This window comes from Rhizobium sp. ZK1, assembly GCF_047782645.1.
Classification (GTDB): Bacteria; Pseudomonadota; Alphaproteobacteria; order Rhizobiales; family Rhizobiaceae; genus Rhizobium.
The window spans coordinates 1,365,634-1,387,269 of sequence record NZ_CP180586.1 but is presented as its reverse complement, the minus strand read 5'-3'; the positions used below and the strand labels follow the sequence as shown (position 1 = coordinate 1,387,269).

Here is a 21,636-nt window from a genome sequence, read left to right as displayed (position 1 = left end):
CGTGGAACAAATTGCGATTTCAGGATATTGTTCTAATCGGAGGAAATGAGGAGGAGCAGGCCATGTCTGCCGTTCTGGAATATTTCACGCTGTTCGACATTTTCATCGCTGCAGTGCTCGTCGGCATATTCTGCTGCGGGCTGCTGGACGGCAAATCGACCTGAACAGATCGTATTCTCTCAGTAAAAGTTGCTTGGCCGCTTGCTCGGCGCGCCGGAGAAATGGATTTCGGCAGCCAGCCGGATCAAACTGGCACGGCCGATTGCATCATTAACTCTATATCAACCATGTTGTTGCGCCAGTCGCGGCTTTCGCTAGGTTAGCGGCATGCAAACCTTCGCCATCCGATCGCCAGATATCGAAGCGCTTCACTATAATCCGGAGGCGCGGTTGCTGCTTGTGAAGTTCAAAAGCGGCGCCATCTGCAATTTCACACGTATCTCGGCGCAGGCGCTGCAGCGGCTGCTCGGCCCCGATGTGCGGATAGAGAACGACACGGCAGAAGACGATGCCAACTATCTGGCTGGCCTGCGCAGCGGTGGATTGCGGGCGCTTTATTGCCTGACCGGGATCACACCAGCGCAATTCGATTTCGCAAAGGTTCCCGGCATCTGGTGATACGAGACTGACGCAGCGGTGCCGCGCCTCGTCTATAAAGCGGCCGGATTTCTATGTCATGGTGAGAAAATGTTGGAGGCCTCGCCCGGAATTGAACCGGGGTACAAGGATTTGCAGTCCTCTGCGTCACCACTCCGCCACGAGGCCTCACCTCTGACCGATATGTCTAAATATCGTGTGGTGGCGCGGATTTAGAATGATCCTAACGGAAGCGCAAGAGGCTTCATTCTGAATTCGGTCCTTTTTTCATTCTGAATAACTGTTTCCAGAACGTTCCTTCGTTCCATGGTTATGATCGAAAGGCTTCAACGTCAGGTCACCTCTGACAAAAACGAGTGGCGGCCCCGAACGGCTTGTTTCCCCCAGAAGTTTGGTACTGGCTCTACGGCCTGAACGAACATTGAGACGAGCGTACCGCCACGCCTAAATACCCTTTCGACCGCAAATTAGCCGACACTTCATCCAGCGTTAGGGAGCTATTGGGCCCTACGATTACTTCGGCTATCGCACCGTATGGATTCCAATTGCCGCGTCTATATCTACCGAACTTCATGTTGAAATACGGCACATCAACTTCACCGCGACGCCGCATAAGCGGATCGCTGGGCATTATCTCCGTCCCATCCTTCAACATCCCGACAGGAACGTTGACACGGCCGTCAATCGAAGGGCGCGTCATGCTGGAAAAGATCAGTCTTATTTCGTTTTCGTGTGCCCAGGAGTGGTCTTTCGTTGCCGTAATCAGACTGAGGAGTTGCGTGGTACAGTCAATTCTTTTGAAGTGATCGTTGACATGCCCCACAAGGGGTGCCGCTATCACAGCGATCGCAGAGTGTAATGCAGATAAATTCTCCGGAGTCACGTACCGAACTTTCTGAACACGCACCGACATGTCATCAAATGCGGACGGCTTGAACCCAATGCAAAAACCTCTTCCGCGGTCTGTATACTCCTGCCACATTGGCAGTTGATCAGGTTTCGTTGAAACGCTGAATGAATGCATCCAGAGCCTGTTTTTGAGCTTTTGCAACTCCACCTTAAGACGAGCGTATGCTTCGCGGTCTCGGAATGAGGTTGCGTCACGAATCATCTCGGTCATGACCCGATCTATGATCGCCGCAAGCTGAAGCTCCTTTGGATCGTTTGCATATTGCAGGTCGCTTAGCCAAATGGAGCCGTTCGTTGTTATCCCCTCGAAACTCCCCCCGGAGCAATAATGATAAAGAGTTGTAGTAGGACGGTAGTCGAAAAATGCCATCTGCAACGCCGCGGTCAAATTATTGAGTCTCTGACAGCAATTAAGAAGACCAGGTAAGCAATTTGCAAGGCGGACAGACTTTCAATTGTTCAAAGCTCTAAGATAACCGCAGCGTCTTCTCCCTCGCGCTGCCCCTTATAAGACGCATGCCGCAGCTTACCGTCGCTCGTCCACGCTCGGTACTCGATCTCAGCAATGAGCTTCGGCTTCAACCAGGTGATATCTTTCCGGCGCCCGCTATAGGCCACCGGCGCCCTCGCCGCCTTCAGTTTGTCCATGATCCCGCGCAGCTTCCATGCCTCGCTGTCTTTGATGCCGGTACCGACCGAGCCGACATAGACGAGCTTGTCGTCCTTCTTTGCCCCGAGCAGCAGGGAGCCGATATGGCCCCGGGCCACCATCGACTTTTCCCAGCCGACGATCGCGAAGCTGTCGCTTTGGATGCATTTGATCTTCAGCCAGTCGCCAAGCCGACCGGCGCGATAAGTGCTGTTGCGATCTTTCGCGATGATTCCCTCGAGGCCGTGCTCACATGCTGCCTTCAGGAGCTGCTCGCCATCCGCCTCGACCTCCTCCGAAAGCCGGATGGCGCTTTCCCGGCCAGTAACGATCAGGCCTTCGAGCAGGTGCCGGCGTGTGGAAAGCTCGGTCTGCGTCAGATCGTGACCATCGAAATACAGAAGATCGAAGGCCATCAAGACCGATGCGCCGGAGTTCAGCTTGCCGCCGCGGCCGCCGAGCGAGTGCTGCAGCAGGTTGAAGTCGGACCGGCCTCGTTCATCAAGCACTACGGCTTCACCGTCGATGATCGCTGTAGCCACGCCGAGCTGCTGCGCCTCGGCAGCAATCGTCGGGAAGCGGTGTGTCCAGTCATGGCCGCCGCGTGTCAGAATGCGAATACCCTTCGGCTCGATGTGGACCGCAACGCGGTACCCGTCCCACTTCACTTCGAAAGTCCACTGATCGCCTTTTGGCGGCTTTGGTTTCAGTAGTGCGAGACAAGGCTCAATCCGCGCCGGCATAGGGTCGAGGGGAAGACCTGGCTGCGACGGGTCGCGTGGCTTGCGCGCTCGCGAGCGCAGCGGCTTGTCGGCGTGAAGGAGCGGCGTTGACTTCGGAGGCTTGGTCATGCGACCACTCCATCAGCAAATGCTTAAAATGCCGCCTATCGATACGATGGGCAAGGAGGCAAGTTTAAAGCGATGAGCAAGATCCCACCGCCGACCATTCCCGAGAAAGACCCCGATCGCTTCCTGCGCTGCCAGGACGCATTGCACATCGAGTTTCAGGATCTCGTCGATCGGGCCGTTCAGGCGGGATGGAAGCCGGAAGAGGTTCTGGTTTCGTTGATCGAACTTGCCGATAATCAGGCGCTGATGATGGAGGCCAACGCAGAAGTCGAGGCCGCTTTGAACGTCCTGAAACGACGAGGCTTCCTCTGACTGGTTTTAGCGTTCCAGAATCTTCGTCCTTGACTCCGTCGAAAACGAGAACATAATAAGAACATCCCAAGGGATAGGACGGACGGCGCGGCTACCTCCTTGTTAGACACCAAAGAATGCCGCGCGGCCCTTAGCGCCTCCTCTCAGGCATCACCACTCGGACCAAAGGATGACGGCTATGGGTAATTTGCCGATCGATGAACTGCGCCAAGAAGACGATTTCGAGAGGAACCCGGTTGGCACCTACTGGACGCCGCCTATCCCAGTGAGCGTTCATGAGCTTCCCCCTGCGGTTCGCGCCGCGATATCCCTGGCCGTCGGAACTGGCTTTGAAAATATGGGGCAATTCGAACTCCACCTGGCCCACGCCTTCGATATGGAAACCTGCGCCCCGATGGGGATTTTCGTGGTTGCCTCTGGCGAGGCTAACGACCGTGCCTGTGGGGTCTACAGTGACTGCGGCGACATAAGCGCGAAGGAGCCGATGTGGTTCGCCTTCGAGGAAGACATCGATCTAGCCTTCAAAGCTCTGTACGACCGCGTTAGGGAAAGAGGATACCTGACCTAGTCACCGCCCTCGCGGCTTCCCGAGCTGCTGGCAGCCTAAGAGACGACGCCAACTCTACCATGCCGGAAATGAACCATTCGAAGAAGCTCGCGCGCTGGTCTTTGACAGACGCGAGCGCGGTCGGGCACATCCTCGTCGTCCGGTGCGGTCTTTGCAACACGACGCGGCGCTTCCTGCCCGACGACATCCTCAAACTCCGCAAGGACACAACCATCAACCGCCTGAAGTTCATCTGCCTGAAATGCAATAAACGCGACTACATGGATGTGACCGTTTACGTCCCCTCTCGGTCGGAGATCGGCAAGCTTCCTGTACGCCGCTTGGCTGGCATTAAGGAAGTGAGGATGCCGGTTTGGCGGGACGAGACACTATAGGTTTAAGATGGCTGACCGGAGAAAGAGCTCTTACACCTGGGCGAATTTGAATCGTCTTTTGCCACACCATGTCGCCATCTGGTGGGGAAACTATCAGACAGGAGAGCAGGCCCATGACCTCCGACAGCGAGGCGAAATCCTTGCCTGTGCAATACGCCTTGAAAAGGACTCGAAAAACTTTAGCGCTTGGATTGAGTGGGACGAGTATCTTGTGTTCTGCTTTAGCAATCGAGGAGCTGCTAGGCAGTTTAGGGACAGATGGCACGGCCAGTTTATTGACGTAGATGAGGTAAGCCGTGAGGGCGCGTGGACACCAAAGGAGGGCGATGTGTGTAATCTCTACCGGATGATGAGCAACCAGGAGGCCATTCGCTCAATTACGAGGGCGATGATTGACAGCACGGGTAATATGGAGCCCGTCACCGAAGTCTGGCCAGACTATAAGGCACCGATCGTCCGCAACACGCCATCTGGACGCGAGCTTGCCAACGTGCGGTGGGGTCTGCCGAGTTCATCTCAAGCGATATACCAGGCCGCCACAAAGAGAGCCGATGGCCTCCGCAAGAAGGGCAAGGAGGTGGACTTCCAACAACTCCTCAAGATGGAGCCTGATGGTGGCACGACGAACGTCCGCAATGTCGAGAGCAAGCATTGGAAGCGCTGGCACGGCGTCGAGTTCCGGTGCGTCGTCCCCGTCACTTCGTTTGCAGAGCCAGACCCAGCCAACAAGCCTGAAGGTGGCCGGACGCCCAACGCATGGTTTGCCGCAGACCCAAGCTGTCCACTGATGTTCTTCGCCGGCATATGGGTGCCGCAGTGGGAGAGCGTGAGGAAAGTCAAGGAGGGGCTGACGGTCAATGACCTCTACGGCTTCCTTACAACCGAGCCCAACGGCATCGTTGAGCCAGTCCATCAGAAGGCCATGCCGGTGATCCTGACGACCAGCGATGAGATCGAAGTGTGGCTAACCGCCCCTTGGGAGGAGGCCCGCAAGCTGCAGCGCCCGTTGCGCGACGACCAACTTGTGCTGCTGCCGCCTGAGCAGGTAACGGCGTGAGTATCGAGGGACATTCAACGGCGCCTGGCGCCAACATTATCGTCGAGCACTATTGCACTGTTGCCGGCTGCCGCAAATGGGGTGGATTCGGATTCTCTACCGGAAAGGCGCAGGAGACGCGCTGGTGGTGCTGGGGACATTACCCATTCAAGGAGCCGAGAAACGGCCCGGTGAAACCGCAATGATCGCGGCTATGATGATGTGCGCCAGCCTGACGGCCGTCGACGGCGACACCGTGCGCTGCGACGGACAGCTTATGCGATTGCTAGGAGGGGGAGTGCCGTTCCAATGGGGTATAGATACACCGGAAATCGGATCGCACGCGAAATGCATCAAGGAACGGAAGCTGGCGCTGATCGCCAAGGGAAGGCTGAAAGAGCTTTTGGAAGAACGCGGCCTGCTGATCGAAATCAAGGGCTATGACAACACCCCGAAACACCGCCCGCTGATCAACATCTACCGAACGAATGGGGAAGAGATCGGGGCCAAGCTGCTCAATGAGGGCTTTGCTCGAGAGTGGCGACCGGATCATAGAAACGATTGGTGTGGCGACTAAGCCCTGTCGCACAGCGACCGCGCAGCGAGACTAATTTGCGGTGGCTGGCGCCTTTGGAATTGTCTCAGATGCTGAGTGTTCGGACGGGTCTGCTGGGCGCCCGTACCTCGTATAGATCCCGCCAACGATCAAGCCGAGCGCGATGAGTGCGATCACGTAGATGAACATTCCTCGTATCGCTGGCTTAGGTGTGTGGGGCATTACTTCCGCTCGCGTTGTTTGCTACGAAAACGCATATGGGACGGTAGCGTTCCTTTTTGCCCTAACCGCTCTCTGGAGGCACTAGCCGCCTGCCGCCGCAGACAGACGCTGGCGCTCCATCCGGTCAATCCGCTCTCTGAGGTCCAAGAGAATGTCCCTCGCCCCGTACACCGCGCCCTGAGCCGTCTTCACCTCGTCGATCTGGCGCTGCTGGTCAACGAAGCGTTGGTCGTAACTGCCGAAGACGCGGTCCAGCTCTGCCCGCGGCACCTGTGCGTCACGCAGTTCCTTCACGTTCGCATCGGTCCGAGCACGGTCTTCGGTCCCTCTCGCGGCCCTCCACTCCATCTCCTGCCGCGTAACCATCTTGTCGGCCAGGATGCCAACCGACTGTTTCAAGTCGCTGGTCGCTTCGCGGATCGGTAGATAGGCCAAGCCGCCGAGCATGGCGGCAAACGTCAATGCCACACCCAGCGCCTGCCATTGGGGCTTATTGCGCTCGGCAAGGTTCGTCGACAATGCTGCGATCGATGCACGTGTTTCGTTCGCCAGCGCCGTGACTGCGGCATCTATGCCTTTGAAGCCCGCCCGCATCTCCGCTTCGAGATCCGTCTGCCTGCGGCCGAGGTTTGTTACTCGTTCGCCAAGCTGGGCGGTGATGGCATCGGTATATGTCCGGTGTGCATCAGTGATGTTGCTCATGTCATCCGTCATCCCTTGTTATGCCCTGCCCTTTCAACGCCATGTCATTTTGCCTGAGCGGAGGCCCCGGTATCTCTTACGCAGTTTCCTAAAAAGAACGGGCCGCCCGGTGAAGACCGCGCGACCCGCCACCCAGGTCGGTTTGGATGAATAAATGCAATGACATGACCGCCGCTGCTGCGTCATTCCCGAAGGTGCGCTAAAACGATCGTACGTGTTGGAGTGGGTGTCCCATTGGCTCCACGATATCTCGATATCGGATTTTGTCCCGGCCTCTCCCACCCCTGACACTGTCACGCCCTGCATCCCGTACCGACCAGAATCCTGAAAGCGTTATACTTTCGCTCCGTCTGGCGCTGCGACCTTCATTCCCACTTGCTGATACTCTCCGCCTTTGGTCAGCAGAGCCCAAACGATCCGCGCTAGTTTATTGGCCAGGGCAACAACGACTACCTTGTGCGGCCGCCTTTGTAACAACCCAAGGAGCCAGTGAGGGTAAAAACCCGTTCGCCGTGCACCAGCGATTATGCTCGTGGCCCCGACATAAAGAAGACTGCGGATCTCGACGTCTCCCATCTTCGATATCTTGCCAAATCTGACCTTTCCGCCGCTAGAGTTTTGTTTCGGTGTGAGACCGAGCCAGGCCGAAAAACCGCGAGAAGATTTGAAGCTACCCGGATCAGCGACGTGAGCCTTAATCGTAGCAGCGGTGAGGATGCCGATCCCCGGCACCGTCATCAGACGACGCAAGTCTTCATCTTCCTTGGCCTGTCTAGCCAGTTCCCGATCCAGCCGTTCAATACGTACGGTTAGTGCGTCGATTTCGTCGACGAGTTCGTTGATCGCAAATCGCGCCACATCCGGAACATCCACTCCCCCGGTACGGAAAGCGTTAATGAGTTTGCCGGCATTCGTAGTCCCCTTCTCGGCCACTAGCCCCAGTTCGGACAGGTGTGAGCGGACCGAGTTGATGACACCAGCTCGCTGACGAACGAGAAGCGTACGCGTTCGCAAGAGCATGCCCGCGGCCTGCTGCCCTTTGGTTTTGATCGGAACAAACCGAATGCCTTTTCTTTTTGCCGCCTCGCTGATGGCGACTGCATCGCCTGCATCTGTCTTGCTTCGTTTGACGAAGGGCGTGACGTGTTGAGCCGGGATTATTTTGGCCTCGTGACCTAAAGCAGCGATTTCCCGGGCCCAGTGATAGGCGCTGCCACACGCCTCCATGACAACGGTGCACGGTGGAAGCTTCTGAAAGAAGTCTTTGACTTCGAGTCGCCTGAGCTTTCGGTTGAAAAGTGTGTTGCCCTCAGCATCCGTTCCGTGCACTTGGAAAACCTGTTTTGCGAGATCGAGCCCGATAGTGGCGGCATTTTGCATCAGTCATCCTCCTGTTTGTGGTTACAACAGTGGGCTTACCGCGCATTTCGGAAATGCATATGACGCTGTTTGTCGTTGGGCCTCGGAAGACCGTCGCCACGCTCAGCCCTGACGAGGTGGCAACGGGGAGAGGCCGGTCACCACGAGGGATCGGCCTCTGCCTGCTTCTTTGACGGGCATCTTTTTGGCTCCCGCCGCTTCAGCACCCGCGTGGCGTCCACGCAATCACTCCTTCGGTAGAGGGCGGAACCTTATGCAATGTATTCGGTTCCCTAGTGGACCGCTTGACGTTTGTTCCTCAACCTTAGATCAGATCGCCGGCGGTCTACCTTTCGCCCGCTTCGGCGGGCTTCTTTTTGTCGGCGTGATGAAATATCTAGCGGCTATGGAATCCGACGACGAATTTAGAAGATTGCTCGACAGCTTCATTGAAGAGATGCGTAACCAGGACGAGCGCTCTTTCGGATTTCGTGAGTTGAGGGCGTATTTACGTGCCAGCATCGAAGATGACACCTTGACGGCTGAACAGGAGGCCGCGGTCTTCAAACACTTCGGTGACCACTACGATTTAAGGCGTTGGCCGTTCTCCGAACCCCGATGGTCGTTCATCGACGGGTAGAGATTGAGATTGAGAACGCTTCGACCGAACCGCTCCTTCGATGATGAGGTGGCGGGGCATTCGAGGATTAGCCGAATTGACTCGCTAATACACGCGCTATGTGAGCCTACTGCTTGGCTTGGCCGTTTGGTACCTGTTCCGGCATCTAAGCTTCTTGGAGCCCCCTCGCACCCCTGGGAGGGCTCGTTTTGATGATATGCAGTAAGGTGTCAGACTGTTTTTATCCGTACTTTCGCGGATATCATTTCAGGGCCAATGGTCGCACACTTTCGGTGCGCCGAGCATGGTTTGTTACCACGGCGTAGGCATCGCGCCTCGGCCAGCGTAACGCGGAAAATAGCGCTGGCCGAAAGCGACGAAATGAACGGGCATCGGACTTTGGTCCGATTGCACACAGTGGTGTGTCCGCTAGTTACGGTGCGCTGGTGTCTTCAGAGACATTAGCACGAAAAGGGTGCCTCTCCCTGACCGGGAGGCACCCTTTTCAATCCTTTCATGACATCCCCCCAGACGGCCTTCGGCAGCTTCCTTGTCCTCGGACAGTGCCACCACCCCATTTGATGATGGGGTGGTGGGGTTAGGCTGCGTTCTGCAACACTGCCACAAGCGCCGGTTCCTGCGTCGTCAACCTCTCGGCGAGGTGATTGTTGCCGTAGGATGTTTCGTGCGTTCCGTCCGACGTGAATGCACTACCGAGGCTAGGGCCGCCTACCGGCAGCGCTGCCCATGCGTCTCTCCTACTTGCGGCAAGCCGCATCCTGGCGGCACTGGTTGTTGTTGGAGGCGATGGCCGGTCCGGCACTCGGATCTTGGGAAGCCAGCAATGCGGCCTGAGGATTGGCAAACCGGGTGATCTGATAGCCACTACCGTTCAGGGCCGCAGTTGTCTTCTGGCAGCCCGCTATCACGCATGATGACAAGGCAACGGTCGCGAGCAGGAAGATTCCTGAAATTCGCATTGTTCTTCTCCATTTTGGTGATGCGGTCGACCGCCTCGACGGCGGCTTCGGCTCGGACCTCTTCCTTCCCGAGCGCCTTGCCGTGCCATGTGCCGCCGGCGAATCCGATGGTGACGCCGATCGCCAGCGCGACGACGGCAGCTCCGGCGATCGGAACCCAGTCAGGTAGTAGCTTGAACATTGGTCACCACCTGCAGATCGAGGGCATCCGCGCGTTCGGCCTGCCGGCGCTTCTGGTACCAGCGGATGCCATAGGATGCGGCGCCGACCACCAAGCCGCCGACGATCAGTCCGACGATCATATTGTCGATGAGATGGCTGCTGCCCTGGAACGGGGTGAGCTGCTGCTGCGCGGCGGCAAGGGCGCTCCCGAGCGTGAAGGAACCTCCACCGCCACCAGTTGCGGCATCTGCAATGGCCGTGCTCGGCGCGGGTTTCGCACTGGTCAGGAACGCCTTTGCCTCGCCACCTGGTGCATAGGAGATTTCCGGCCCGACAGAGCCGGTTGCCCACGCCTGGCCGACCGCTTTCACGTCAGCGATGCGCTTGAGCCAGCCTTTGCCGAAGGTCTTGAAGGTAGCCAGGGACCGGAGGAAGGCTTCACGACGCTCGATAATCCTGGCAATAAGGGCATCATTGTCGTTGACGCCCCCGGCCGCCAGGATCGTGCCCTGCCCTATGATGCCGTCAATCGCTCCCTGATACAGGCCCATCGCCTGCAAGGCACGCTGCAGCCACTTCACGGACTGCGAAACACCGGAGTTCACATTGCCGTCAAAGACAACGTAGGAGACACCGGGGGCCAGCTTGTCGAGCTTGGCGATGTCCCAGTAACGCTTGAGGTAGATCGCCCGCAGTTCGGTGTCGGTGATGGTCCGGACATCGCGGGATGGCTGGCCGCTCGCAGTCAGGAATTCCGTAAAAACGCGCTGCGTGACGCCTTTCATCGTGGCACCGCCCGGATCGTCCGGATGGTTGGAATAGCCCCCTTCGTGGGTGAGAATTTTGGGCAAAGAGCGCGTGAATTCGCTTGCCCCGTCAAAGACTGGCATTGGATGTCTCCGATGTTGAAATGGGAAAAGGCCCGCCGAACAACGACGAGCGCACCGCGGCGTAAAAATGCGCCCGGTTCATTGGTGATGACTCCTGAGATTTTGCCCTGTTGCCGTTGGCCGGGCTCGTGTATGCGTTTCTCGACTAACGATCGGGAGTTGAATGCAGGATCGAATCGAGCCTCTGGATTGGCTTCGAGCTACCGCCGCGACAGCGGTGGTGATCGGTCATGTTCGGCCGGAATGGGTCCCCGGCGGCTCGGTCGGCGTGAGCATGTTCTTCGTATTGAGCGGCTACCTGATGTGCTCGTCTCTGATCCGGGAAGGCATGTTGAGCGGACAGAACATCGTCAAGTTTCTAGTTCGCAGGTTGGGCCGCATTTACCCGATGTACCTTGTGCAACTCGCTTGTGTCTGCCTGATAACGCTCGCCATGTATTCTTCGCGGTGGCCAAGCCTGGAGACGCATCTAGTGGATCTGCTTACCTTTCGGAGAATCACCGGGGAGTGGCTCGGTTACGGCGTCGGTGTGCTTTGGACGCTCTATATCGAATTCTGGTTTTACATCACGTTCCCTGTCGTGATGCTGCTGCTGCTTGCGCTTCCAGTGCGCACCGGCAATGAACTCAAACTGATCGGTGGTTTCGCCACGATCGCGGTGGCGGTGATCGTGATCCGCGCCCTAGGGGCGGCACCATCTTCCGTCTTTTTCTATGATCACTTCCTGCTCGGGGCTTCGATCGTTCTTCTGGAAAGATCATCGTTCGTCAGAAAAATGGTGAAGCCGGCTGCTCTGCTGTGGGGAGCAATGATTATCGTTATCGCTCTCAGCATCCCATATGCAGGCGGACGAAACGCGGGTTGGGTGCTTCAAAGCATGACAGCAGCACTTGGAACCGGTATCGTTATCCTCGCTGCGGCCGTTCGCCCCACAAAGTACCACTTCCCGATTGTCTCCTTCATCGCCAGGATCTCTTACTCGATCTACCTGGTGCACGCCCTTGTTCTGGACGTCTTCCCGAACATGGCCCACGATTCGCTGACCGGATTAGCTATCTACTTAGCCATGGTGATCGCGATTTCGTGGGCGACCGAGCGCTTCGTCGAGCGCCCGATCAATTCTGCCACGCATCAACGAATGCGATTTAAGGTCGGCGGTCTTTCTACTGGATCAGCGGCCGAAGCGAAGAGATGATCGTCGGGACCGACCTGGTGGAAACCGCTGCCTTCGTCGGGTGGACGCCGTCAGGGATCTCCGACACGGTAACTCCAACCCAGTTGGGCGCGTTGTCGATCAACGTCAGCGTTGGGTCGTTCGCGGCCATGTCGCGATACATCTGGGTATAGGCCGCCCAGTTTGGTCGGTCCGTCAGAGGGACTGAACCGCCTGCGACTGGCGGGTTCATCGTCATGAGGCAGATCTTGACGTTAGGATCGTTTGCACGCAGTTGCCCGATCATGTTCAGATGGTTCGCCTGGGCTTGAGCAACAGAAATGTTGCGCGGCACGTATGCGTCATTCATGCAGTATTCGAGCGAGACGATCTCGGGTCTGGTCTGGAGGGCGCGATATAGGTAGAAAAGGCCGCCGGCGCTATCCTGGCCATTTTCTCCAAAATTGTAGATCCGAGCGATCGTCTGTTTCCCTTCGACCAAACCTCTTTCGACCTGGCGCTGCCAGACGTTGAAGTTTCCATTGTAGGTCAGCGACGTGCCACACGTAGCGATACGGATCTCTTTCACAGCTTGCCTCTCGGGTCTCTGTAGCCAATGGTTATGACGGAGGATGTCATGTTGGCGTCCGCGTATCCGACCACGCGCGAATTCACATCGGTGAAGACATACCCTCGGTAACTCAGGTCTTGAGCGCTGATCTTAGTCGCGACAGGCCAGAAAAGCCCCGCCGTGGGATCGCCAGTATCCGGGTCCATCACACCGACTCTGCCAGCACCCGAGGTCACAAGAAGCAGGAATTGCGCCTCGACCTTGATCCCAAGAGGGGTGGCCATCGTGATAACTGTCGGAGACGCGCCGAGATTGCCAGACGAGAAACTGTTGAGCTGAACTGCCCATGCGCACCAGTCGTCGGCCTGGGAATAAGGCATGATGTCCGCGGAGCCGTTGGTAAGAATTGACCAGACTCGGCGGAACACGGTGAAGCCAGAGGGCAGCAACGGGTTCGTGATCGATCCAGAGAAAATGATATCGACCGCGCCAGTCGTCGGATTGAGGATGACGAAGCAATGATACCAGACATTGGCGACTAGTGCGCCTTGATCAAGGCCACCGCTCCCCGAACCAGCCGCCCACACTTGGTCGAGCCGCTTCATCATCGCCGTGGCCAGATTTATATCTGCGGTGTCGTCCTGAGACCTGCAGGTGCCCGGAGATACAACAATACGTTTTGTCGGAACTGAGAAATCGCGCGCGGTATAGAAGCCTGTGAGGTGTTGAGGAGGCAAGCTCCTCTGCATCATAGCCGGAGGGATCTTGAGTACCATTAGGCTTTAATCTCCTCGATAACGAGCGTGGTTTTCCCGGCCGCGCCCAGATAATGAGCGCCGCTTGCCGATGCGAAGCGGACGGTGCCAGGGGTCGCGTCTGATGGGCCTGCGCGGAATGAAATCGTGATTTCTGACGTCGTGCCGGGGGTGAATTCCGCTTCGAAAGCCATTGGCATCCCATAGCCTACGGTTGGCTGGGAAGTGACCATCATCGCGCCGATAGCGTCAGACTGGGTCGAGGAGCAGATGGCGCCGATCACATGCAGAACAGCATTCGCCTCAAACCATCCGGTCATCCGAACGCGGACCTTGTTGGAGGTGGAGCGCGGCGTAATCTTTCCGTTAAGAACCTCAGTCCCCTCGGTTACCTGTGGGATAGTGTTGTCACGGGGGATAGTTGCGGTCAGAGCCGTGTTCGTGATCGCAGACGCCAGGACAGATTGAACCACAGATCCGGTCGGCATCTGAGCATTCGTGAGTGCATCGCCCGAACCAGCAGCTCCGATCTTTGTTCGAATATTGGCAGCGTCAGAAGCTGACATCTTCGCCGCAGTGACAGCATCACTACCGAGCTTGACGGTGGTGATAGACCCGTCGCTCGGCGTGCCGACAGTGATCTTATTGCCGAAGCGAACATCGATCTCAATCCCGGCAGGCACCGGCGGGGAGATGATCCTGAGGTAAGCATTCCCGCCCGAATGCTGCAGTGTATAGGCAGAGATCGTCTGAGCGACGCCTCCGACGATCACGATCATGTTGTTCGCGCTGCCAGGATCAACTGAAAGCAGAAAATCGGTTGTTGTGCCGTCGCCGGTAAAGCTGTTCTGCACAAAGTTATTCTTTGCGAGGTCGGCCCAGTCTGCGGCTTCTGCGGCCGCTGTTTCCGCTCGATCGGCTGCCAACTCGGCAGCGGCTATGATGGCTGATGAAACCTGATCGCTGACGAGCCGGAACGTCGAACCGGAAACGACTCCGAGCAATTGCATTCCAGCAGCGAGTCCACCCGGCGAAACGTCATTGCCGCTATTAGTCTTGACCGTGAGCGGAGACCCGCCGTTGAACGTCACCGATACCGGAGATCCATCGTTGACCTGGTAGACGCCCAGAATAATCAGCGCGGATTGGCTGATCGGAATGCTGGTTGTGGCCTGAATGGCGTTCGGCGTTCCCGCTCCGGCATCAGTCGCGACGATGAACGAATAGGGAAGATCGCCGAGACGCGTCCAGAAGCCGGTATTTGCCGCGCCGCTCTTCTGGTAAATGCCGTTGTGAGCAACGGTTGGGTCACTGATGACCCACGCCATCGTATTCGCGGTCTGCGTCAGATCAGCATAGAGCGCTGTACGTGTAGCATATACCTTGCCACCGCTAGCAAGGAATGCCGAAATCGAGCCTTCAACCCATGTGCCCCATTCGCGGATCAGCCTTTTGTCCGGGTCGTAAGGGTCGGCGACAGGACCATCTGCCCAGATGGTGTTTGCGGTCTCTACCATGAGAACTCCGATATTCTAGACGGTGATTGTCGATGAGGCTTGGGTGGCGGAAGGTATGCCGGAGCCGTTTTCAGCACCGCACCAGTATTTCCAGGTTCCTGGACCAGGGGTGTTGGGGAATGAGATCGTCTGGTTGGCGATAACGTTGTACTGGCCGATCAGGGTCGCCGCTGCGAAGCTCTGGCCTGTGGTGCCTCGCTTGAAGACGAGGAAGCGGGTGTTATCATTTGCCGCTGTGGCGGTGACTGTAACGGTCCCAGACGCGTTGTTGGTTGTCATGTTGATCGGAGCGGCCGGCGCTGTCGGATCGACCGTCGAGGTGACGTTGGCCGTGATCGACCATGGCCCATAGTCGCCGTCAGAGGCGATGAATGCCACCTGCACGTCCAAGAGCTTGTTCGACGGGACGACGTTCGTGCTCATGTCGATGAAGCCACCGGCCGGGACCGGATTCGGGAACCGCTGTTCAATCCATGGCCCTGGAGAACCAGTGCCCGCGTCCACGAGACGATACCGAACCACCGGAATGAGACTGTCGTCTTCCGGGTCGATGATAACGACACGGACATAGACGCTATCGCCGTTGGGCCTCGCCTGAACAAGGTTGATGACCGGCGTAAGGACTCCGGCCTGGCTCGTCCTCGGCGGGGTCGACGGCTGACGGCCTTCATCGACAGCCGGGTTCCAGATGTCGATGTTCTCCGGATGCTGCATGATGTCCATGACGAAGCCGCCCTGCAGGAGCGAGAGCACTGACTTGCGGTTCTCGACGATCTTGCCATCCAGCCTCGGAAGCATGTTCGGAGCGGCTATGCGGACCCACCGGCTATAGACCGAGTTGATGCCCGATAGCCTGACGTTCAGTTGCCCCGTCACCTTCTGCTGAAGGCGAAGCCAGTCACGCTTCCCGAGCCGTCTGGCCTGCCGCCACTGCTGCACCCACTGGTAATTCGCCTCCTGTGCCAGGACGCGACCGGCGGTCAGTTGAGCACCGACGTCCTCGAAATAGTCCGTATCGGACGTGGCATATCCGATCTCCGGGTAGCAGAACTTCGGAACCAGCCGATTGCATTCGTCCTCGAAGAGCACGTCATATTCGATCTGGTGGCCGACAATGTCAGCGTCAGTCAGGGTGGTGAGGTACTTCGCCCGGAACTTGCCGACGATGAACAGGAGAGCTCCATCGCCGCGCTCGCAGATCCAGCCGTCACAGGAGGCGAGGATAGCGTTCGTCCCTGCCTTCGGGTCGTTCTCGGTCGTGTCGAAGCCGTTGCATTCGTAGCGGCGCTCGAAGCCGCCGGCCGCCAATGGAACGAGCTCGTCGCAGACGTTCGCCTCTTCCTGCCACATATCGAGAACCGGCAGGATGGCGCGCTTGTAGTCTCGACGATGGCCGAACTCGTTGAAGCACTGATGCCAAGCCATGATGACGGCCGCATTCCGCGTCCACTGCCATGTGTTCGGGTCTTCCGGGTTCTGAAGAGGGTCGCGAAAATCCCAGCAAAGCGCCATATCGGCTTCGCACGAGAGCTGAGGCGGGCCATAGGGAAATGTCTTGTTCTGCCGCTCTGCCTTGTCGCTGGCTGCGATCATCGCGATCGAGGCCTGCCCGTCGCCGCGGTGGTTTGTGGTCCAGACGCCTTGGGCCTGAAGATTGGCGGCTATCTCGACATAAGGCGTCTCCGGCACCGTCCCGTATCGGTAAAAGACGCGGACGTTCCTGCGATAGTTCGTGCCATCCTCGATTGTGCCATCAGCTTCGAGCACCACCTCATCGTCATGCAGCCACCAGCGATTGATACGCTTGATCCGATGCCCTGCGATCGCCTGAACGGCATAGAGGTTCTTGCCGACTGCCTCCCAGAGCATGTAGGCGCCTGCAATCCGGTTCCGGCCGACGCCCCACCAGCGGTAAGGGATAGACTGAATTTTCGGGATCTTCCCGTCTTCAGGCTTCGGCGGTTTCGGAGCCAGTAGCGCCTGGATACCGATCGAGATCGCTGTCGTTGCGATAGCGGCCGCACCTGTCGCCAGAATGCCGGCAGTCGCGGCCGAGAAGCCGAGCGACGTGAACAGGCTGGTAAACAGCGGTGTGAAGATCGGGTCGTAATGCGCTGTTGTGCCACGCAGAAATCGATCCTGCCATTCCCACCGGTGAGCATCGAAATAGTGCTCTGCCTCGCTCGGGACGCTTTCATAGGTCGTCTTCAAGCTCATGCCGGCAGTCTCCATGCGGCAACGAATTCGGCTTTGATCGCGCGGACGCCGCTGGGGTGGATGCAGGCCCAGAGTGGCCCGAAGCGAATAGCCCCGATCAGTGCTTCGGCCTGATCCTCGAATGTCTCACCGGTCATGGCCTTGATCAGCCCGATATCGCCGGTATCTGGCTCCAGGATGCGCTTTGCCTTGATGGGCGAAAGCTGTCGCTCCATGAGCGCCAGGTTGCCGCCGTGGAAATCGAGGATGCGTTGTGCTTCCTGGCACGTGCTGTAGGTGCCGCGGAACTCGTCAGCCGGGTCGATACCGGACACTCTTTCGACCCAAGAGGCCGGGAATGTCAGGCAGTCGTCGCCACCAACCCCGCCCCACCGGAACCGGTGTGGGAGTGCAAGGAAATGATGAATATCCATAAAGCCTCAGCTAAAGACCGGCCATTTGGGCTGGATGCCGCGGGCAAGCCTCGGCGTGCCGTCGCAGAATGCATCTGTCGGATAGAGCGAACGCTGCATCGCGTCCGACCAGAGAACCTTGGAAGGTCGGGAACGGGTATTCTCGCCGGCAACCACTGCCAGGCTGAGCGAGAGCGTTGCCGTCTCGCCTTCCCGGATCGGCGGGCGTGCTTCCTTCGGGTGTGATGCCACTCCGGTCCAGATCGGGATGATCTTGCTCATCGGCTGGTAGTAGCGATCGAGCGTCGTCAATCCGACCTGCACCAGCTTGCCGCGCACCGGCGGGATGCTGTCGAGCATCTTGGCGCCGGTTGTCGGGTCTATCCCAGAGACGGAGAAGTCCACCGCATCGGACGTGCCGTTGACGAGCACCTCAAGCGACGGAACTCCGATCAGTCGACCGCCGCCAAGATAGACCGTGCCGTCCGGGTCGATACCGTCGAAGCCGATCGGCACGTCATTGACCCCGAACCACATATGCAGCGCCGGTTCTGTGTCGATGCGCAAGAACACGCCGAGCTGATGGCTGCCGCGCATCTCCTCGATGACCTCGGCCGGCACATATTGAGCCGAATATGCCATCAGAACGCTTCCGTGAACTGCACCGTCGGGCGGGACGAATACCAGCCCCGATAGGTCCAAGGGACGGTGACGCCCTTCGGCAGCTTCATCACGCAACGCGGGCGGGCTAACTCAACGCGAGTGCCAGCAGTTACGGCCTCACGCAACGGAGGGCTTAGCGCCAGCCGGTAAATCGGATCGGCGTCGTCGCTCTTGTCGATCACCTCCCAGTGCCGATAGACCCGCCAGCCTTTTGCCGGGTGATAGATCGAAAACCAGTCCGACCAGCGGAGGTCACGGGCTGCACCGAAAACCTGCATGGAGATGATGCCGGCATTGAGCGGCGCATCCTCTGTCACCTGGCCGTAGACCGTCGCTTGCGAGTATCCAGACCCATCCGAGAACAGGGCGCCGTCCGAATGGGGAATGCCCTTGATGATCGGCCGGCGCGTGTTCCTGATGATCGGGAACGGGCCGATCTTGTCGTTGACGATCGGCACATTGATGAAGCGGAACCCGCCATTGAGGCGAGCGCCCAGCCAATTCAACACCTCGAAGCGTTCGTCGGGGCCTTCAAGCACCATGTTCGAATAGGTGGCGGTGATGATCCCGCCGCCCGATGTCTCGATGCTGATCGGCTCCCCTACCCCATTTACGCCGCCGTCGAGGCCGCTGCCCGGGTTATCGAAGCTTGCTTCCGTCGGCCGCAGGAAATCCACGGGGAACATCGGCTGATCGGTATATGTCGCCATCCTCAGCCCACCCGTGAATTGAACTTCTTCTGCGTGCTTCCGAAGCCGCCGCGGGCCTGGTCGATCTTGTCCTGGTAGAGCGCTTCCTGCGCACCCTGCCGGGCAAGCTCGCGCACGTGCTCGTCACCACTTCCGCCGTGGACATGGACTTCCAGCTTCCGAGGCGAGGACGGGCCATTGTCATTGCCCGCACCCATCATCTGGGCGCTTCGGTTGGTGTTGAACACCTGCGAGCCCTGCGGGAGGTTGACGAGCTCCGGCCCGCGCTCACCAACGATCGAGAGACCGCCCGGCGCATAGTTCGTTCCGTCGGCATAGAGGCCGATGCCACCGAGCTTCCATGCGTTGGCGAACTGGGCCGACGAAGAGAAGATGCTCTTGCCAACACCGGACAGCGCGCCAAGCAACCCGCCGCCGCCACCGGAGACGCCGGCAGCCAGCGACTGACCGGCCTGTGAGAGCCCCGTGCCGAGCTGTGAAAGCCCCTGAGTTGCAGATCCAGCGGAATCAGCGAGCTTATTGACGGCATCCGCAGCTGTCTTGCTCGCGCCGCCGAACCCCTCGAAGTTACCGATCCCGGCTTTGCCTGCGCCGTACCACGCGCCCCAGCCGTTCTTCGAGGCATAGTCGAGGGCGAAGTCGACACCGGCTGGGCCGTTCTGCGCGAGTGCCGGGTCAAGACCGGTTTTCGACATGAAGGCATTACCGAGCCCGCCGCCCTTGTACAGCTGGAAGGGGCCGAAGGACGGCTCGCGGATGCCGCTCTTCATGATGTAGTTGGACTGCTGGTTCCAACTGGCCAAGCCGCCCTCGGATTTCGCCACGCGCAGCGCAATGTCAGGGTCGATGCCCCGAGCGGTCGCGGCCTGGCTGATGTAAGAGGCGATGTCCCCAAGCGGCGCACGGCTAACCGGCATAACCGGTGCCTTGCCCATATTGTCATTGGCAGCCGTACCGATCACAGCAGAGGCGATTGAGCCGACGCCGGCCGAAGCCCCGCCGCCTTTGCCTCCGGTGAAGCCTCCCAAGATCATGTTGCCGATGCTGTCGAAGAACTTCTTCCACAAGTCGGAAGCCCCACTCAGAATCGTGCTTTCCAAGCCCTTTAAGAAGGCTTTGCCAATATTGTGGCTGCCAGAGATGAGTTCGCTGCTGAACGCATCTCCGAACTGAGTGGCGATCTCCTTTGCCTGCTGGCCGCGAAGCTGCTGGCGGATGGCGTTGGCCTCGGGCGAGTTCAGATCTTCATTGAAGCCGTAGCGGTGCAAAGTGACCGCAACCTGCTGATCCATTGCGCTGCGCTCGGCCTGGCGCTGCTGGAAGCTGATATCGAGCCAGAAGTCGGCCTTTGCCTCCTGCGCGCGGCGATAGGCTTTTTCGAGCTCATCGACTTTTTCCGTCTGGTCTTCGATCTCGAAGAAGTTCGGCTTCTGCCCCGGTATCGGGACGTTGACCAGTCGACCGTCGCCATTGAGTATCGTCGGTGCGCCGGGATCTTGGTCGAGATCGAGAGGCCGCCGGGTCGGCGTGGGGACGTTCGCTGGAATGAAGTCCGATGGCCTGAAAGTCCGACCGCCATCCGTGAACGTCGAGCCAGAAACAATGTCCTGAACGTTCGATCCGCCGGCGATTGCTTTGATCCACTCGGTGCGGGCTTTCTGGGCTGCCTCAACGCCGCGGTAGATAGATTCGGTGACCTTGTCGAAGGCAGCTTGGAAGTCCAGCACTGCCGGAACACCATACTGCGTTACCGCAGCCGCCAACTCACGCTGAACGCGATTGAGGTCGGCCATCGTTGCAGAACCGTCGTCCAATCGATCGCGCAGATCGCCGCACGCATTGCGTAGATCGCGGATAACCGTCGCGTTCTGCGGGTCGCCCTGCAAAGCACGGAAGGCGGCAACACCCTGCTTCTGGATGGCGTCGAGGTTCTTTGAGAGGCCCTCAAGCTCGCGGCCGGCGAGTATGTCGCCAGCCTCACGGCCTTGCGTGAGTTTGTCAGCACGGTCGAGCTGATCGACATACGCCTTGAGCGCCGGGGTCGCATCGCCCCAGAGCTCGGCAGCGCGTCGGATTACCTCGTTCTGCTCTTCGAACAGCTTGCTGGTCTTGTCAGTGCCGCTCTCAGCCGTCGCGAAATACTGGACGAGCGCTGCAACGCCGGCGGTCAGACCGATCGTCACCAGTGAGACTGGGTTGATGAGCGAGCCGAAGGCAGCCGCGAGACCGGCGACCGGTCGTTCCATCGTCCCGAGCACAGAAGCGAGCTGTGTACCCTGCTGCAGGCCGATCATGAGCGGGTTCATGCCCATGGCCGCGGTGACGGCGATGTCCTGAAACTGATAGCCAGCGTTGATGCCTGCCGCGCGCTGGGCACCGGACACAGCATTATTGCTGTTTGCAGCCTTAACGGCAGCGCCGGCAGACGCCGCAGAGGTACGAAGCTTCTCATATGCCTGACGCTCACGATCAAGCGCCTGCGTCATCTGCTGGGCGTTGATGACCCCTAGCTTATGGGCGCGTTCGATTTCGCCGATGGCCGTTTCGTAATTGCGGGTCGCCTGGGCGAGAGGCTGATACTTCAGCGTCAGGCGCTCCACCTCCATGCGGAAGGCGCGGACATGTTCGTCCTGGTCGGTAAGAGATTTCGCCATCCGCTCCATAGGCGGTGCAGCCTTGCTGGCGCCGTCGGCAGCACGGGAGAGCGATCCGCCTAGCGATGCGGCCTCAGTCTCGAGCTTATCGGCTGCCTGTTGCGTGCGAGCAGCGGCAGAGGTCAGCTTGTCGAGCTCGGCAGCGGCAGACGAGGCCTGCGAGCTGTCGATCTTGAACCCGAGGGTTGCTTCCGTCACTGGCTTTACCTTGGAGCGAG

Annotated in this window: 22 protein-coding genes and 1 tRNA gene; 8 read left to right on the top strand and 15 right to left on the bottom strand. The window is 58.6% G+C overall.

Going from position 1 to position 21,636, the window contains the following annotated elements:
• Nucleotides 1-327: 327 nt before the first annotated feature.
• On the top strand, nucleotides 328-618 hold the full coding sequence (locus tag ACK9YZ_RS07205; RefSeq protein WP_216757812.1) for a poly-beta-1,6-N-acetyl-D-glucosamine N-deacetylase PgaB: 291 nt from the start codon (nucleotides 328-330) through the stop codon (nucleotides 616-618).
• A 73-nt stretch (nucleotides 619-691) separates the two neighbouring features.
• On the opposite strand, the gene ACK9YZ_RS07200 is transcribed toward ACK9YZ_RS07205, so the two are convergent.
• From ACK9YZ_RS07200 to ligD, 3 genes are all read right to left on the bottom strand, one after another.
• Nucleotides 692-765: transfer RNA gene (locus tag ACK9YZ_RS07200), tRNA-Cys, on the bottom strand.
• A gap of 235 nt (nucleotides 766-1,000) precedes the next feature.
• On the bottom strand, nucleotides 1,001-1,876 hold the full coding sequence (locus ACK9YZ_RS07195) for a DUF2971 domain-containing protein (RefSeq protein WP_416066131.1): 876 nt from the start codon (nucleotides 1,874-1,876) through the stop codon (nucleotides 1,001-1,003).
• An 89-nt stretch (nucleotides 1,877-1,965) separates the two neighbouring features.
• On the bottom strand, nucleotides 1,966-3,006 hold the full coding sequence (gene ligD, locus ACK9YZ_RS07190) for a non-homologous end-joining DNA ligase (RefSeq protein ID WP_416066130.1): 1,041 nt from the start codon (nucleotides 3,004-3,006) through the stop codon (nucleotides 1,966-1,968).
• Nucleotides 3,007-3,078: 72 nt separating this feature from the next.
• Here ligD and ACK9YZ_RS07185 point away from each other — a divergent pair, with 72 nt between their 5' ends.
• From ACK9YZ_RS07185 to ACK9YZ_RS07165, 5 genes are all read left to right on the top strand, one after another.
• Complete coding sequence (locus ACK9YZ_RS07185) at nucleotides 3,079-3,318, top strand: hypothetical protein (RefSeq protein ID WP_416066129.1); 240 nt, start codon at nucleotides 3,079-3,081, stop codon at nucleotides 3,316-3,318.
• 178 nt (nucleotides 3,319-3,496) lie between these two features.
• The gene (locus ACK9YZ_RS07180) at nucleotides 3,497-3,886 is read left to right on the top strand and encodes a hypothetical protein (RefSeq protein ID WP_416066128.1); all 390 of its coding nucleotides are present in this window, start codon (nucleotides 3,497-3,499) and stop codon (nucleotides 3,884-3,886) included.
• Between the two features lie 59 nt (nucleotides 3,887-3,945).
• Nucleotides 3,946-4,260: a hypothetical protein gene (locus ACK9YZ_RS07175; protein WP_416066127.1), complete on the top strand. Its 315-nt coding sequence runs from the start codon at nucleotides 3,946-3,948 to the stop codon at nucleotides 4,258-4,260.
• A 328-nt stretch (nucleotides 4,261-4,588) separates the two neighbouring features.
• A complete protein-coding gene (locus tag ACK9YZ_RS07170) occupies nucleotides 4,589-5,317 on the top strand; it encodes an SOS response-associated peptidase family protein (RefSeq protein WP_416066126.1) in 729 nt (242 codons plus the stop codon).
• A 181-nt stretch (nucleotides 5,318-5,498) separates the two neighbouring features.
• Complete coding sequence (locus ACK9YZ_RS07165; RefSeq protein ID WP_416066827.1) at nucleotides 5,499-5,873, top strand: thermonuclease family protein; 375 nt, start codon at nucleotides 5,499-5,501, stop codon at nucleotides 5,871-5,873.
• Between the two features lie 282 nt (nucleotides 5,874-6,155).
• Here ACK9YZ_RS07165 and ACK9YZ_RS07160 read toward each other — a convergent pair whose 3' ends face one another.
• The gene (locus ACK9YZ_RS07160; protein WP_416066125.1) at nucleotides 6,156-6,776 is read right to left on the bottom strand and encodes a hypothetical protein; all 621 of its coding nucleotides are present in this window, start codon (nucleotides 6,774-6,776) and stop codon (nucleotides 6,156-6,158) included.
• 333 nt (nucleotides 6,777-7,109) lie between these two features.
• Nucleotides 7,110-8,156 carry an IS110 family transposase gene (locus tag ACK9YZ_RS07155; RefSeq protein WP_416066124.1) on the bottom strand — a complete coding sequence of 349 codons (1,047 nt, stop codon included), beginning with the start codon at nucleotides 8,154-8,156 and terminating at the stop codon, nucleotides 7,110-7,112.
• Nucleotides 8,157-8,409: 253 nt separating this feature from the next.
• On the opposite strand from ACK9YZ_RS07155, the gene ACK9YZ_RS07150 reads away from it, so the two are divergent.
• Nucleotides 8,410-8,775 (top strand): hypothetical protein, encoded by a 366-nt coding sequence (locus tag ACK9YZ_RS07150; RefSeq protein ID WP_416066123.1) that lies wholly within the window; start codon nucleotides 8,410-8,412, stop codon nucleotides 8,773-8,775.
• Nucleotides 8,776-9,639: 864 nt separating this feature from the next.
• Here the strand turns inward: ACK9YZ_RS07150 and ACK9YZ_RS07145 are convergent.
• Nucleotides 9,640-9,915, bottom strand: coding sequence for a hypothetical protein (locus tag ACK9YZ_RS07145; protein WP_416066122.1), 276 nt, complete (start codon nucleotides 9,913-9,915; stop codon nucleotides 9,640-9,642).
• Nucleotides 9,896-10,786, bottom strand: a complete 891-nt coding sequence (locus ACK9YZ_RS07140) for a glycoside hydrolase family 108 protein (RefSeq protein WP_416066121.1) — start codon at nucleotides 10,784-10,786, stop codon at nucleotides 9,896-9,898. The genes ACK9YZ_RS07145 and ACK9YZ_RS07140 overlap by 20 nt, the downstream gene beginning before the upstream one ends.
• 163 nt (nucleotides 10,787-10,949) lie before the next feature.
• On the opposite strand from ACK9YZ_RS07140, the gene ACK9YZ_RS07135 reads away from it, so the two are divergent.
• Nucleotides 10,950-11,981 (top strand): acyltransferase family protein, encoded by a 1,032-nt coding sequence (locus ACK9YZ_RS07135; RefSeq protein WP_416066120.1) that lies wholly within the window; start codon nucleotides 10,950-10,952, stop codon nucleotides 11,979-11,981.
• Here the strand turns inward: ACK9YZ_RS07135 and ACK9YZ_RS07130 are convergent.
• Genes ACK9YZ_RS07130 through ACK9YZ_RS07095 form a run of 8 tightly spaced genes read right to left on the bottom strand, consistent with a single transcriptional unit; the run spans nucleotide 11,950 to nucleotide 21,616 of the window.
• A complete protein-coding gene (locus ACK9YZ_RS07130; protein WP_416066119.1) occupies nucleotides 11,950-12,528 on the bottom strand; it encodes an SGNH/GDSL hydrolase family protein in 579 nt (192 codons plus the stop codon). The two genes, ACK9YZ_RS07135 and ACK9YZ_RS07130, sit on opposite strands and share 32 nt — an antisense overlap.
• Nucleotides 12,525-13,286, bottom strand: a complete 762-nt coding sequence (locus ACK9YZ_RS07125) for a hypothetical protein (protein ID WP_416066118.1) — start codon at nucleotides 13,284-13,286, stop codon at nucleotides 12,525-12,527. The genes ACK9YZ_RS07130 and ACK9YZ_RS07125 overlap by 4 nt, the downstream gene beginning before the upstream one ends.
• On the bottom strand, nucleotides 13,286-14,782 hold the full coding sequence (locus tag ACK9YZ_RS07120; protein ID WP_416066117.1) for a hypothetical protein: 1,497 nt from the start codon (nucleotides 14,780-14,782) through the stop codon (nucleotides 13,286-13,288). The genes ACK9YZ_RS07125 and ACK9YZ_RS07120 overlap by 1 nt, the downstream gene beginning before the upstream one ends.
• Before the next feature lie 15 nt (nucleotides 14,783-14,797).
• Nucleotides 14,798-16,999 carry a hypothetical protein gene (locus ACK9YZ_RS07115; RefSeq protein ID WP_416066116.1) on the bottom strand — a complete coding sequence of 734 codons (2,202 nt, stop codon included), beginning with the start codon at nucleotides 16,997-16,999 and terminating at the stop codon, nucleotides 14,798-14,800.
• Nucleotides 16,996-17,412: a DUF6950 family protein gene (locus tag ACK9YZ_RS07110; RefSeq protein ID WP_416066115.1), complete on the bottom strand. Its 417-nt coding sequence runs from the start codon at nucleotides 17,410-17,412 to the stop codon at nucleotides 16,996-16,998. Before ACK9YZ_RS07110 ends, ACK9YZ_RS07115 begins: the two co-directional genes overlap by 4 nt.
• 6 nt (nucleotides 17,413-17,418) lie before the next feature.
• Nucleotides 17,419-18,033, bottom strand: a complete 615-nt coding sequence (locus tag ACK9YZ_RS07105; protein ID WP_416066114.1) for a hypothetical protein — start codon at nucleotides 18,031-18,033, stop codon at nucleotides 17,419-17,421.
• A complete protein-coding gene (locus ACK9YZ_RS07100) occupies nucleotides 18,033-18,764 on the bottom strand; it encodes a hypothetical protein (RefSeq protein WP_416066113.1) in 732 nt (243 codons plus the stop codon). Before ACK9YZ_RS07100 ends, ACK9YZ_RS07105 begins: the two co-directional genes overlap by 1 nt.
• Nucleotides 18,765-18,766: 2 nt before the next feature.
• The gene (locus ACK9YZ_RS07095; protein WP_416066112.1) at nucleotides 18,767-21,616 is read right to left on the bottom strand and encodes a phage tail length tape measure family protein; all 2,850 of its coding nucleotides are present in this window, start codon (nucleotides 21,614-21,616) and stop codon (nucleotides 18,767-18,769) included.
• Between the last annotated feature and the right edge of the window lie 20 nt (nucleotides 21,617-21,636).

Excerpts from the sequence above, each read along its gene's own strand:
- ACK9YZ_RS07205 (WP_216757812.1), top strand. The coding sequence starts at position 328 with ATGCAAACCTTCGCCATCCGATCGCCAGATATCGAAGCGCTTCACTAT.
- ACK9YZ_RS07195 (WP_416066131.1), bottom strand. The coding sequence starts at position 1,876 with ATGGCATTTTTCGACTACCGTCCTACTACAACTCTTTATCATTATTGC.
- ligD (WP_416066130.1), bottom strand. The coding sequence starts at position 3,006 with ATGACCAAGCCTCCGAAGTCAACGCCGCTCCTTCACGCCGACAAGCCG.
- ACK9YZ_RS07185 (WP_416066129.1), top strand. The coding sequence starts at position 3,079 with ATGAGCAAGATCCCACCGCCGACCATTCCCGAGAAAGACCCCGATCGC.
- ACK9YZ_RS07180 (WP_416066128.1), top strand. The coding sequence starts at position 3,497 with ATGGGTAATTTGCCGATCGATGAACTGCGCCAAGAAGACGATTTCGAG.
- ACK9YZ_RS07175 (WP_416066127.1), top strand. The coding sequence starts at position 3,946 with ATGCCGGAAATGAACCATTCGAAGAAGCTCGCGCGCTGGTCTTTGACA.
- ACK9YZ_RS07165 (WP_416066827.1), top strand. The coding sequence starts at position 5,499 with ATGATCGCGGCTATGATGATGTGCGCCAGCCTGACGGCCGTCGACGGC.
- ACK9YZ_RS07160 (WP_416066125.1), bottom strand. The coding sequence starts at position 6,776 with ATGAGCAACATCACTGATGCACACCGGACATATACCGATGCCATCACC.
- ACK9YZ_RS07155 (WP_416066124.1), bottom strand. The coding sequence starts at position 8,156 with ATGCAAAATGCCGCCACTATCGGGCTCGATCTCGCAAAACAGGTTTTC.
- ACK9YZ_RS07150 (WP_416066123.1), top strand. The coding sequence starts at position 8,410 with ATGCAATGTATTCGGTTCCCTAGTGGACCGCTTGACGTTTGTTCCTCA.
- ACK9YZ_RS07145 (WP_416066122.1), bottom strand. The coding sequence starts at position 9,915 with ATGTTCAAGCTACTACCTGACTGGGTTCCGATCGCCGGAGCTGCCGTC.
- ACK9YZ_RS07140 (WP_416066121.1), bottom strand. The coding sequence starts at position 10,786 with ATGCCAGTCTTTGACGGGGCAAGCGAATTCACGCGCTCTTTGCCCAAA.
- ACK9YZ_RS07135 (WP_416066120.1), top strand. The coding sequence starts at position 10,950 with ATGCAGGATCGAATCGAGCCTCTGGATTGGCTTCGAGCTACCGCCGCG.
- ACK9YZ_RS07125 (WP_416066118.1), bottom strand. The coding sequence starts at position 13,286 with ATGGTACTCAAGATCCCTCCGGCTATGATGCAGAGGAGCTTGCCTCCT.
- ACK9YZ_RS07120 (WP_416066117.1), bottom strand. The coding sequence starts at position 14,782 with ATGGTAGAGACCGCAAACACCATCTGGGCAGATGGTCCTGTCGCCGAC.
- ACK9YZ_RS07115 (WP_416066116.1), bottom strand. The coding sequence starts at position 16,999 with ATGAGCTTGAAGACGACCTATGAAAGCGTCCCGAGCGAGGCAGAGCAC.
- ACK9YZ_RS07110 (WP_416066115.1), bottom strand. The coding sequence starts at position 17,412 with ATGGATATTCATCATTTCCTTGCACTCCCACACCGGTTCCGGTGGGGC.
- ACK9YZ_RS07105 (WP_416066114.1), bottom strand. The coding sequence starts at position 18,033 with ATGGCATATTCGGCTCAATATGTGCCGGCCGAGGTCATCGAGGAGATG.
- ACK9YZ_RS07100 (WP_416066113.1), bottom strand. The coding sequence starts at position 18,764 with ATGGCGACATATACCGATCAGCCGATGTTCCCCGTGGATTTCCTGCGG.